We start from the raw sequence: 12410 nt of genomic DNA on the forward strand, positions 1-12410 counted from the left end.
AGATATCGCTATAGCCCTCCTCAAAGCCTTACCCACAACAATAACAATCCCAGGAGACACACCATGAGTGTGATCATTGCCTTGGCAGCCCTGACGCTGCTGATGGTTGCCGCCTACCGTGGCTACAGCGTCATCCTCTTTGCCCCGATCGCCGCCCTCGGCGCGGTCCTGCTTACCGATCCATCCGCCGTCGCCCCCGCGTTCACCGGGGTGTTCATGGACAAGATGGTCGGCTTCATCAAACTCTATTTCCCGGTGTTCCTGCTTGGCGCGGTGTTTGGCAAGCTGATCGAGTTGTCGGGTTTCTCCCGCTCCATCGTCGCCGCGGCGATTCGCCTGCTGGGCACGCGCCAGGCCATGCTGGTGATCGTGCTGGTCTGCGCGTTGCTCACTTATGGCGGCGTGTCGCTGTTCGTCGTGGTGTTCGCGGTGTACCCGTTCGCCGCGGAGATGTTCCGCCAGAGCAATATTCCCAAGCGGCTGATTCCAGCCACCATCGCCCTCGGCGCATTCTCGTTTACCATGGACGCCCTGCCCGGCACGCCGCAGATCCAGAACATCATCCCCAGCACCTTCTTCAACACCACCGCCTGGGCGGCGCCGTGGCTGGGCGTGATCGGTACGATCTTCGTCTTCTGCTTCGGCATGCTGTTTTTGCAGCGCCAGCGCAACAAGGCCCAACGCGCCGGTGAAGGTTATGGCACCGAACTGCGCAACGAGCCGGAAACCGCCGAAGACATCAAGCTGCCCAACCCGTGGATCGCGGTTTCGCCGCTGCTGGCGGTAGGGATCATGAACCTGTTGTTTACCCAGTGGATCCCGCAGTGGTACGGCAAGACTCACAGCCTGGCGCTGCCGGGCATGGCGACACCGGTGACCAGCGACATCGCCAAGCTCACCGCGATCTGGGCGGTACAGGCCGCCTTGCTGGTGGGTATTGTCATGGTGCTGCTGTTCGGCTTCCGCGCGATTCGCAGCAAACTGGCCGAAGGCAGCAAGAGCGCGGTGGGCGGTGCCTTGCTCGCCGCGATGAACACCGCCTCGGAATACGGTTTCGGTGCGGTGATCGCCTCGTTGCCGGGCTTCCTGGTGCTGGCCGACTGGCTCAAGAACATTCCCGATCCGCTGGTCAACGAAGCAGTCACCGTAACGCTACTGGCAGGCATCACCGGTTCCGCTTCGGGGGGCATGAGCATCGCCCTGGCGGCGATGTCCGAAACTTTCATCAGCGCCGCCCACGCCGCCAACATTCCCCTGGAAGTGCTGCACCGGGTGGCCGCCATGGCCAGCGGCGGCATGGACACCCTGCCCCACAACGGCGCGGTGATCACCTTGCTGGCCGTCACCGGCCTGACCCATCGTGAAGCCTACAAAGACATTTTCTGCATTACGCTGATCAAGACCCTCGCGGTGTTCTTCGTGATCGGTGTGTTCTACGCCACTGGCATTGTGTGAGGTTTCCATGACGACATTTCTTTCCGGCAAGACTGCCCTGGTCACCGGCTCCACCAGCGGCATCGGCCTGGGCATCGCCCTGAGCCTGGCCAAGGCCGGCGCCAACCTGATCCTCAATGGCTTCGGCGATGCCTCGGCGGTGATCGCCGAGGTCAAGCAGTTCGGTGGCAAGGTCGGCCATCATCCGGCCGATGTCAGCGACCCGGCACAGATTGCCGACATGCTCGCCTACGCCGAGCGCGATTTCGGCGGCGTGGACATCCTGGTGAACAATGCCGGGATCCAGCACGTGGCCGCAGTAGAGGATTTCCCGGTGGAGCGCTGGGATTCGATCATTGCCATCAACCTGTCCTCGGTGTTCCACGCCACTCGCCTGAGCCTGCCGGGCATGCGCGCCAAGGGCTGGGGACGGATCGTCAACGTCGCCTCGGTGCATGGCCAGGTCGGCTCGGTGGGCAAGGCCGCCTACGTCGCCGCGAAGCATGGGGTGATCGGGCTGACCAAGGTGGTTGGCCTGGAAACCGCCACCAGCAACGTGACCTGCAATGCAATCTGCCCAGGCTGGGTGCTGACGCCACTGGTGCAGAAACAGATCGACGACCGCATCGCCAGCGGCGTCGACCCGCAGCAGGCCCAGCACGATCTGTTGGCCGAGAAGCAACCGTCCCTGGAATTCGTCACCCCGCCGCAGCTGGGGGAACTGGTGCTGTTCCTCTGCAGCGAAGCCGGCAGCCAGGTGCGGGGCGCGGCGTGGAATGTTGATGGAGGATGGTTGGCGCAGTAACCCTCCGCGATCCCCGTGGCGAGGGCGCTTGCTCCCGCTCGGCTGCGTAGCGGCCGCCTATTGGGGCCTGCTTCGCAGTCCAGCGGGAGCAAGCTCCCTCGCCACGGAAGCGCTTCTCGCCATAAATAACGCTGTGTGCTGCAATGTTCGCAAGCCCCGGAAAAACAAGAGGCACCCCATGTCCGACATCCTCTGGCAACCCAGCCCCGAACGCATCGCCCGGTCGCGCATGGACGCCTTGCGCCGGTTCGTCAACGAACGGCACTCGCTGCAGCTGAACGATTACCCGGCCCTGCACGCCTGGAGCATCGACCAGCGCGAAGCCTTCTGGCAGGCCATCGTGGACTTCTTCGACATCCGTTTTCACCAGCGCCCCACCGCAGTGCTGGTGGAAGGCCCGCATATGCCCAGTGCACGCTGGTTCCCGGGGGCCACGCTGAGTTTCGCCGAACACCTGCTGCGCCGTCGCGATAACACCGTGGCGGTGGTTGCCGTTGATGAAGACGGCACTGAGCAAACGCTGACCTGGGCCGAGCTCGCCGCCCATGTCGCCGGCCTGCAGAAAAGCCTGCAAGCCGCCGGCGTGACCCAGGGCGACCGGGTCGCCGCCTGCATGCCCAACACCTGGCAGACGCTGGTGGGCATGCTCGCGACGACGAGCCTGGGGGCGATCTGGTCGTGCTCATCGCCGGATTTCGGCACCCAGGGCGTCATCGACCGGTTCGGCCAGATCGAGCCCAAGGTCTTGATTACCTGTGCCGGTTATCGTTATGCCGGCAAGGTCATCGACCAGCGCCCGAAGGTGAACGAGATCCTTGCGCGGCTGCCGTCCCTGCAACAGTTGATCGTGCTGCCTTACGCCCGACCCGATGCTCGCGTCGAGGATTTCGAGACCCTGGCCGGCGTTGCGCTGTGGGAGGACTTTTATCAAAGCGGTGGCGAGCCGGAGTTCGCCAGCGTGCCGTTCGATCATCCGTTGTACATCCTCTACTCCAGCGGCACCACCGGCGTGCCGAAGTGCATCGTCCACAGCACCGGCGGTGTGCTGCTGCAGCATATGAAGGAACATGGCCTGCACGTCGATCTCGGTCCCGGGGATCGGCTGTTCTACTACACCACCTGCGGCTGGATGATGTGGAACTGGCTGGTCTCGGCCCTGGCGGTGGGCAGCTCGGTGGTGCTGTATGACGGTTCGCCGTTTCACCCCGGTCCCGAACGCCTGCTCGACCTGATCGACCAACAGCGCATCAGCGTGTTCGGCACCAGCCCGAAATACCTCGCCGCCCTGGAAAGCCAAGGCATCCAGCCACGCCAGAGCCATGACCTGGGCAGCCTCAAGACCCTCCTGTCCACCGGCTCGGCCCTGGCGCCCCACAGCTACGACTACGTTTATCGCGACTTCAAGGCCGACGTTTGCCTGGCCTCGATGTCCGGCGGCACCGATATCGTCTCCTGTTTCGTCAACGGCAACCCGCTGTCCGCCGTGCGCCGGGGCGAGATGCAGGGCAAGAGCCTGGGCATGGCGGTGCAGGTCTGGAACGAGGCCGCCGAGGCGGTGATCGGCGAGAAAGGCGAGCTGGTCTGCACCCGGCATTTTCCGGCGATGCCCATCGGGCTCTGGAACGACCCGCGCCAGGATAAACTTCGCGCCTCCTATTTCAGCCAGTTCCCCGGGGTGTGGGCCCAAGGGGACTACGCCGAAGAACTGGCCCACGGCGGCCTGCTGATCCACGGACGCTCCGACGCGGTACTCAACCCCGGTGGCGTGCGCATTGGCACGGCGGAAATCTATCGGCAGGTGGAAAAAGTCGAAGAGGTTCTCGACAGCGTCGCCATTGGCCAGCAATGGCAGGGTGACGTACGAGTGGTGCTGTTCGTGCGCCTGCGTGATGACGTCGTGCTGGACGATGCCCTGGAGCAGAAGATTCGCCAGGTCATCCGCGCTAACACGACGCCGCGCCATGTACCGGCGAAAATCCTCGCCGTCAGCGACATTCCGCGCACGATCAGCGGAAAAGTGGTGGAACTGGCCGTGCGCAACGTGGTGCATGGCGAGGCGGTGAAGAACACCGATGCGCTGGCCAATCCCGAGGCGCTGGAGCAGTTTCGCGCGCGGCCGGAGCTTGCGTCCTAAGCATCGCAAACGATCTTCGTGGCGAGGGGATTTATCCCCGCTGGGCTGCGAAGCAGCCCTATGCTGACGTCTGACACATCGAGGTGGCTGGTTTCGGGCCGCTGCGCGCCCCAGCGGGGATAAATCCCCTCGCCACAACGGGTCACCTCAGTCCATGAGCCCCCACTCCCCCGCCGGCGGATCGGCCGGCGGCGCGGCCCCCGTCTCCGCATGCAGCTTCAAGCGCAACCGCAGGTTGTTCGCCGAATCGGCATTTTTCAGCGCTTCTTCCTCGTCGATGGCGCCTTCGACCACCAGGTTGAACAATGCCTGGTCGAACGTCTGCATGCCCAGTTCCTCGGATTTTTCCATGATGCCCTTGAGCTCGCCCAGCTCGTTGCGCCGGATCAGGTCGGCCACCGTCGGCGAGCCCAGCATCACCTCCACCGCCGCCCGCCGCTGGCCACCGCGGGTGCGCACCAGGCGCTGGGAAACAAACGCCTTGAGGTTGTTGCCCAAATCGTGCAGCAGTTGCGCCCGGCGCTCTTCCGGGAAAAAATTGATCACCCGGTCCAAAGCCTGGTTGGCGTTGTGGGCATGCAGGGTGGAAATCACCAGATGGCCGGTATCGGCAAAGGCCAGGGCATGCTCCATGGTTTCCCGGTCGCGGATTTCGCCGATCAGCACCACGTCCGGCGCCTGGCGCAAGGTATTCTTGAGCGCGGCATGGAAACTGCGCGTATCCACCCCGACTTCCCGCTGGTTGACGATCGATTTTTTATGTCGATGGATATACTCCACCGGGTCCTCGATGGTGATGATATGACCGCTGCTGTTGCGGTTGCGGTAATCGATCAGCGCCGCCAGGGAGGTCGACTTGCCCGAACCCGTCGCACCGACGAACAACATCAGCCCCTGCTTCTGCATGATGGTTTCCAGCAGCACCTTGGGCAGCTTCAGGTCTTCGAAACGCGGGATGTCCAGCTTGACGTTGCGGATCACCATGGACACGTCGTTGCGCTGTTTGAAGATGTTGACCCGGAACCGCCCGACACCGGCCAGGGAAATCGCCAGGTTCATTTCCAGTTCCCGATCGAACTCAAGGCGCTGTTCGGCGTCCATCAATGACTCGGCGAGCCCGGCGATGTCGCCGACCTTGAACGCCTGGTTGCTCAGCGGCTTGAGCACACCTTCAAAACGCGCGCAGGGCGGTGCACCGGTGGACATGTAGAGGTCGGAACCGTCCTGGCTTGCCAGGATGCGTAACAAGGGATCAATTTCCATGGCCTGAAAAACTTCCGCAAACTTCAATGGACACGTTGACCCGAGCCAGAAAACTTCAGATCAACCCGCGCTTACCTTCTCCAGAGGATAGTAGAAGCCGCAGCATCGACATGAACACCCAGGGACTCCCGTGATGAACGCAATACCCGCCGGCAGCGACACACAGCAATTGATCGCCCGTCAGGACTGGACCACCAGCCCGCTGGGCGCCATCGATACCTGGCCCCAGAGCCTGCGCACCGCCGTGGACATCATGCTCCACTCACCCATGCCGATGGCCGTGCTGTGGGGGCCGCAGCTGGCCCATCTGTACAACGACGCCTATGCCCGGCTGGTCGGCGACAAGCACCCCAGGGCCTTCGGCCAACCCACCCACACGGCCTGGCCTGAACTTCGGGGCAAAACCGAGGGGATTTATCACAGTGTGTTGCAAGGGCGCATGTACGCCTGTCGCGACCAACGCTGGCGCATGCCCTTCAGTGGCCGCCTCTGTGACGTGTGGCTCGACCTGACCTACAGCCCGATACACGACGAAAGCGCCAGTGTCGCCGGGATCCTGGTCACGGCCATCGAGACCAGCGAACGACGCCGGCTGGCCCAGGAATTCGAGCGGCGTTCCGAGGCCAGCCTCAAGGCCCAGCAGGAAAGCGAGGAACGCCTGCAACTGGCCTTGGCGGCCACCGATGCGCTGGGGACCTGGGACTGGGACATCAGCGAAGACCGCTTCATCGCCGATGCGCATTTCGCCCTGCTGCATGGCGTCGATCCGAGCCTGTCGCGGCAATTGCCGATCAGCGCATACCTGGAAGGCGTGCACCCCGAAGACCGGGCGATGGTCGCGCGCAGCATCAAGCATTGCATCACCCATGGCACTGAATATGCCGAGGAGTACCGGCTGCTGCAGCCCGACGGTGAACTGCGCTGGGTATTCGTGCGCGGGCGCTGCTACAAGGATCGCCACGGCCGGCCCAAGCGCTTCCTTGGCGCGGCGTTGGACCTGACCGCGCGCAAGCGCACCGAGCACGCCCTGCGCCAGAGCCAGACCGAGCTGCAACTGATCATCAACGCCATGCCGGTGCTGATCAGCTATGTCGATCGCGAAGAGCGCTTCCGCCTGAACAACAGCGCCTACCTGAACTGGTACGGGCTGACCCCGCAGGAGCTGTACGGCAAGACCATTCGCGAGGTCATCGGCGACGAAGCCTACGCGGCGCGGGCCGAACAGATCGCCGGCGCCCTGGCGGGCAAGCCGTGCAGTTTCACCGTGCAATCGGCCCATCGCGATGGCCGGCCACGGCATGCATTGATCAACTACCTGCCGCGCCATGGCAGTGACGGCGCGGTGAACGGCTTCTACATCTTCGTGATCGACGAGACCGAGCGCAAGAAAACCGAAGAAGCGCTGCGTAATCTCAACGAAACGCTGGAAGAACGGGTGATCGCCCGCACCCAGCAACTGGCCGAAGCCAACCATCGCCTGCAAAGCGAGATGTTCGAGCGCGAACGCGCCGAAGAAGCGCTGCGCCATGCGCAGAAAATGGAAGCGGTGGGCCAACTCACCGGCGGCATTGCCCATGACTTCAACAACATGCTCACCGGCATTCTCGGCAGCCTGGACCTGATGCAGCGCTACATCGCCTCGGGCCGCGCCGCCGAGATAGGCCGGTTTACCGAAGCGGCCATCTCCTCGGCCAATCGTGCCGCGGCCCTGACCCATCGCCTGCTGGCTTTTTCCCGGCGCCAGTCGCTGGACCGCAAACCCTTGGACGCCAATGGCCTGGTGCGCTCACTCGAAGACCTGTTGAGCCGTACCACCGGCGATCACATCGTGCTGCGGCTTGAACTGGTTGATGAGCTGTGGCCGGTCAGTACCGATGCCAGCCAACTGGAAAACGCCCTGCTCAACCTGGTGATCAACGCCAGGGACGCGATGCCCGACGGCGGCGAGTTGACCATCGAAACCGCCAACGTCTACCTCGACGGCAGCGACATCAGCACGCTGGAACCGGTCAAGGCCGGGGACTACGTGATGATCGCCGTGCGCGACAACGGCAGCGGCATGACCCCCGCCGTGCTCGCCAAGGCCTTCGATCCGTTCTTCACCACCAAACCCATCGGCCAGGGCACCGGCCTGGGCCTGTCGATGATCTACGGCTTTGCCCAGCAGTCCGGCGGGCACCTGAGCCTGGACAGCGTGCCAGGCCAGGGCACGCGGGTGCAGCTGTACTTGCCGCGGCTGCGCGTTGCCGCGACCGAACAACCCACGGCGCCGGCGGCCACGGACGCGCCGCCGGCCATTGCCGGGGAAACCGTGTTGCTGGTCGAAGACGAACCGGCGGTGCGCATGCTCGTGCTCGACCTGCTGGCCACCTTGGGCTACACCGCCCTCGAAGCCGAGGACGGCCGGCAGGCTCTGCTGTTGCTGGAATCCGGGCAGCGCATTGACCTGCTGGTGACCGATGTCGGCCTGCCAGGCATGAACGGCCGGCAGTTGGCTGAAATCGCCCGTCAGCACCGGCCTGATTTGAAAGTCCTGTTCATGACCGGTTATGCGCAGAAAGCCACCGAGCGCCAGGGGTTCCTCGAGCAAGGCATGGACATGGTTGCCAAGCCGTTCACCCTCGATCTGCTGGCCAACAAGATTCGGGCGATGATCAACCATGGCAGCTGACTTGAGGCATAATCGCCGCCCTTTTGCACCGCTCAGGTCACCGCTGCAATGAAAGCCCAAGCCCGCCATATCCTGGTGAAAACCGCCGAAGAAGCCGAACAGCTCAAGCAACGCATCGCCAAGGGCGAAGCGTTTGACGTGCTGGCAAAAAAGTACTCCACCTGCCCCTCCGGCAAGCGCGGCGGGGACTTGGGTGAAGTACGCCCTGGGCAGATGGTCGGCGCGATCGATGCGGTGATCTTCAAGAAACCACTGCGGGTGGTGCACGGACCGGTCAAGAGCAAGTTCGGCTATCACCTGGTGCAGGTGTTTTACCGCGACTGAATGCCGGCCCCTGTGGGAGCGAGCTTGCTCGCGATAGCGGTATTTCAATCAACATCAGCGCTGGCTGATCTGACGTCATCGCGAGCAAGCTCGCTCCCACAAGGGCTTTGCCAGCTTCACTATCTGGGAATCAACGCCCCCGGCACCTGAATCACCCGGCTTGCGAGCAAATGCCCGGCCTCGGCCGCCTCCGCCGGGCTGCCGCCGAGCAAGCGGCTCGCCAGGTAGGCGGCGCTGAACGAGTCTCCCGCCGCCGTCGTGTCCACCACCCGCTCGACCCGCAGGGCAGGCACTTCATAAGACCGACCGTCGCAACGAATCAGGCAAGCCTCGGCGCCGCGCTTGAGCACCACTTCAGGCGTTCCCAATTGTGCATAGGCAGCGAACACCGCCTCGCTGTCGGCATGGCCGAACAGCGCCTGTTCGTCGTCCACGGTCAGCAACGCCAGCTCGACGTAGGGCAGCACGCTGCGATAAGCCGCACGGGCCGCCTCGACCGAGGCCCAGAGCCTTGGCCGGTAGTTGTTGTCGAACACCACCTGGGCCCCGCGCCGACGCGCCTCGACCAGCGTGTCGATGAGTTTGCGCCGGCCCTGCTCGCCAATCACCGCCAGGGTCACGCCGCTGAAATACAGCACATCGTAGTCGGCCAACGCTGCGAGAATCGGCGCGGCGGCTGGCGTGGTGAAGCAATCACGCACCGCCGCCTCGTTGCGCCAATACAGGAAACGCCGCTCGCCCGTCGCGTCGGTCTGGATGCAATACAGGCCCGGCAGGCGCCCGGGCAAGCGCTGGACCATGCCCAAACCAATGTTTTCGGCGGCCCAGCCCTGGCACATGGCATCGCTGAAACTGTCGTCGCCCAGGGCGGTGACGTAATCCACCGCGCCCTTGTCGCCCAAGGCCCGGGCCAGGTAGACCGCGGCGTTCAGCGTATCGCCGCCGAAGCTTTGCTGCAGGCTGCCGTCGGCGCGGTGTTGCAGTTCGATCATGCATTCGCCGATAAGGGCGATGCGGGGGTTAGAAGCTGTCATGGACCAATCCTGGTGTTTCGAGGTGTCTGGGCAGCCGCCATCGCGAGCAAGCTCGCTCCCACAGGGATCTGCTGACCACTCCAAATCCATTGTGGGAGCGAGCTTGCTCGCGATGAACGATTACGCGGTTTCAAGGCTAGAAACAGGTTTCCATGCTCTCGACCACCCGCAACCCCTCATCCACCAGGCACCCCACCCGCCACTTGTCGAACGTCAGGCACGGATGGGACGTGCCGAACGCAATGATGTCGCCGACCCGCAGCTCAACGCCCGGCGCCACGCTCATGAACGCATGCTGGTCCATCACCGCGGTCACCTTGCAGCCGCTGACGTCGTCCCCCGTCGCCGAGTCCGAACCCGCCGTGTAGCGCTTGAGCGGCACCGGCAACCCGGCGTCGTAGGCCACGTCGCGCTTGCCCAGGGCAATCACCGCAAAGCCCGGCTCCGGCAGCGATTGCACGTGAGCCCAGACTTCCAGCGCTGGACGCAAGCCTTCGTGCAGGTCACTGCGGCGCTCCAGCACACAGCATTGCGCCTCCTTGTAGATGCCATGGTCGTGGGCTACATAACTCCCAGGCCGCAACACGCTGAGGAAGCGCCCGTGGGCATTGCGCGCCTCGAAGGATTCGGCGATCAGGTCGTACCAGGCCGAGCCCGAGGCGGTGATGATGGGTTTGTCGTTGGCAAACGCGCCGTTGTCCTGCAACTGCATCGCCAGCCCAACGAGGGATGCGGCGAACGCCCGGATGCCACTGATGGCGTGATCGCCATGGATCACCCCTTCGTAACCTTCGATACCGGTCAAGGCCAACGCCGGTTGTGCAGCGACGGCCTCGGCCAGCGCAAGTACCTCGGCTTCGCTCCGGCAACCACAACGACCGCCGACCACGCCGTACTCGATCATCACGTTCAACCGTGCGCCGCGCGAAGCGAAATAAGCCCCCAGCTCGGCGACGTTGTCCGGATGATCCACCAGGCAATGGAATTCGAACGCCGGGTCGGCCAACAGGTCGGCGATCAGCGCCATGTTCGGCCGGCCCACCAATTGATTGGCCATCAGCACCCGGCGCACGCCATGGGCGTAGGCGGCGCGGGTCTGCACTGCGGTGGCCAGGGTCAGGCCCCAGGCACCGGCCTCGAGCTGGCGGCGAAACAGCGCCGGGGTCATGCTGGTCTTGCCGTGGGGCGCCAGCTCGGCGCCGCTGTCGCTGACGAACTTTTGCATCCAGCGAATGTTGTGTTCCAGCGCCTCGCGATGCAGTACCAGGGCCGGCAGGCTGACATCGCGCAGCAGATGGGCGCCCAGGGAAGCGGCGCCCTTTTCGACACCGGCGTTATCAATGGCAGAAGACATGTTCGAACTCCTCATACAGCCGCGGCTGTCTATTCGTTGATGCGACGGGCCAGGTTGTTGGCGCTCTCGATCAGCACCCGGCGGTAGTCGGCATAATTGTTCTTGGCGTCAGCCCTCGGGGCGACGATGCACAGCGTCGCGATGGCCACGCCGCTGGGGTCTTTGACCGGTGCGGCGAAGCAATGGGTGAAGGTGTCGGCGACGCTGTCGAAGGAGAAAAATCCATCGACACCGGCCTGGCGGATTTCCTCGAGAAACTGCTCCAGGGGCAAGCGCTCGCCGCCCGGCAGGATGAAGTCGTCGGGGTCGATCAGGTCGACGATCTGCTGGTCGCTCAGATGCGCCAGCAGCAGGCGCCCGGACGCGGTCCAGGGAATCGGCGCGTTCTCACCGATGTCCGAGGAAATGCGAAAGTGCCGTTCGCCTTCCTTCATCAGCGCGACGGTGTATTTGCGCCCGTTGAGCAGGCACATCTGCGCAGTTTCCCGGGTCTGGCGAACGATCTCCTGCAAGGCCTGGTCGGCTTCGCGGCTGAGGTCGAAATGCCGCAGGTGCGCCTGCCCGAGAAAATACAACTGCCGTCCCAGGTAGACGTGACCATCCTTGCCGACCGGCTCAAGGATGCGCCGCTCGAGCAGCGACGCCACCAGTTCGTAGACCGTGGACTTGGGGCTGCCGATGCCGCTGGCAATATCGTTCGGGCGCAACGGCTGGCCGATTTCCTTGAGGAAACCGAGGATATCGAACGCCCGATCCAATCCCCGGGCCCGGCGTTTGATGGTGTCTTCGGTCATTTCGTTGGTTCCTATTCAATTGCCGCGAGTGTACCCAGACTGCAAGCTGTCCACCGCTCCTTGTGGCGAGGGGATTTATCCCCGCTGGGCTGCGAAGCAGCCCCAATGACCTTGATCGCAGCCCAACCTGATACCCCACAGTGGCTTGTTGGGGACTGCTCCGCAGTCCAGCGGGGATAAATCCCCTCGCCACAGGTGTCACTTTTTCTTATAGGCAATGCAATCGATCTCGACCTTGCAGTCAACCATCATGCTCGCCTGCACACAGGCCCGGGCCGGGGCGTGTTCAGGGCTGAAGTACTCGCCGAAGACCTTGTTGAAACTCCAGAAATCCCGCGGGTCGTCCAGCCAGACGCCGCAGCGCACAACATCTTTCAGGCCATAGCCGGCCTCTTCGAGAATGGCGATCAGGTTCTTCATGGTCTGGTGCGTCTGCTCGACGATGCCGCCAGCGACGATCTCGCCATTCACCGCGGGCACCTGGCCGGACACGTGCAACCAGCCATCGGCCTCCACGGCGCGAGCGAAGGGCCGCGGCTGTCCGCCGCCCGCGGTGCTGCCGGTGCCATAGCGCGTAATGCTCATGAGTTACTCCTT

General features: G+C 63.7%; 10 protein-coding genes. 5 read left to right on the forward strand and 5 right to left on the reverse strand.

Annotated features, from left to right (window positions below):
- Positions 1 to 63: 63 nt before the first annotated feature.
- The 3 genes from PSH78_RS15820 to PSH78_RS15830 all read left to right on the forward strand — a co-directional run bounded on the left by PSH78_RS15820 (position 64) and on the right by PSH78_RS15830 (position 4373).
- Positions 64 to 1455, forward strand: a complete 1392-nt coding sequence (locus PSH78_RS15820; RefSeq protein WP_305495295.1) for a GntP family permease — start codon at positions 64 to 66, stop codon at positions 1453 to 1455.
- 7 nt (positions 1456 to 1462) lie between these two features.
- Positions 1463 to 2239 (forward strand): 3-hydroxybutyrate dehydrogenase, encoded by a 777-nt coding sequence (locus tag PSH78_RS15825; RefSeq protein ID WP_305495297.1) that lies wholly within the window; start codon positions 1463 to 1465, stop codon positions 2237 to 2239.
- A gap of 178 nt (positions 2240 to 2417) precedes the next feature.
- Positions 2418 to 4373, forward strand: a complete 1956-nt coding sequence (locus PSH78_RS15830; protein ID WP_305495299.1) for an acetoacetate--CoA ligase — start codon at positions 2418 to 2420, stop codon at positions 4371 to 4373.
- A 147-nt stretch (positions 4374 to 4520) separates the two neighbouring features.
- Here the strand turns inward: PSH78_RS15830 and PSH78_RS15835 are convergent, their stop codons facing one another.
- Complete coding sequence (locus PSH78_RS15835; protein ID WP_305495301.1) at positions 4521 to 5636, reverse strand: PilT/PilU family type 4a pilus ATPase; 1116 nt, start codon at positions 5634 to 5636, stop codon at positions 4521 to 4523.
- 133 nt (positions 5637 to 5769) lie between these two features.
- Here PSH78_RS15835 and PSH78_RS15840 point away from each other — a divergent pair, with 133 nt between their 5' ends.
- Positions 5770 to 8307, forward strand: coding sequence for a PAS domain S-box protein (locus tag PSH78_RS15840; RefSeq protein ID WP_305495303.1), 2538 nt, complete (start codon positions 5770 to 5772; stop codon positions 8305 to 8307).
- A gap of 48 nt (positions 8308 to 8355) precedes the next feature.
- On the forward strand, positions 8356 to 8631 hold the full coding sequence (locus PSH78_RS15845; RefSeq protein WP_305495306.1) for a peptidylprolyl isomerase: 276 nt from the start codon (positions 8356 to 8358) through the stop codon (positions 8629 to 8631).
- A 119-nt stretch (positions 8632 to 8750) separates the two neighbouring features.
- Here PSH78_RS15845 and PSH78_RS15850 read toward each other — a convergent pair whose 3' ends face one another.
- The 4 genes from PSH78_RS15850 to PSH78_RS15865 all read right to left on the reverse strand — a co-directional run bounded on the left by PSH78_RS15850 (position 8751) and on the right by PSH78_RS15865 (position 12398).
- Positions 8751 to 9665, reverse strand: coding sequence for a sugar kinase (locus tag PSH78_RS15850; protein ID WP_305495308.1), 915 nt, complete (start codon positions 9663 to 9665; stop codon positions 8751 to 8753).
- Between the two features lie 136 nt (positions 9666 to 9801).
- Positions 9802 to 11019, reverse strand: coding sequence for an amino acid deaminase (locus tag PSH78_RS15855; RefSeq protein WP_305495310.1), 1218 nt, complete (start codon positions 11017 to 11019; stop codon positions 9802 to 9804).
- A 29-nt stretch (positions 11020 to 11048) separates the two neighbouring features.
- Positions 11049 to 11813 carry an IclR family transcriptional regulator gene (locus tag PSH78_RS15860; RefSeq protein ID WP_305495311.1) on the reverse strand — a complete coding sequence of 255 codons (765 nt, stop codon included), beginning with the start codon at positions 11811 to 11813 and terminating at the stop codon, positions 11049 to 11051.
- 198 nt (positions 11814 to 12011) lie between these two features.
- Positions 12012 to 12398 (reverse strand): RidA family protein, encoded by a 387-nt coding sequence (locus tag PSH78_RS15865; RefSeq protein WP_305495313.1) that lies wholly within the window; start codon positions 12396 to 12398, stop codon positions 12012 to 12014.
- Between the last annotated feature and the right edge of the window lie 12 nt (positions 12399 to 12410).

The sequence above is a fragment of the Pseudomonas sp. FP198 genome, assembly GCF_030687895.1.
Taxonomy (GTDB): domain Bacteria; phylum Pseudomonadota; class Gammaproteobacteria; order Pseudomonadales; family Pseudomonadaceae; genus Aquipseudomonas.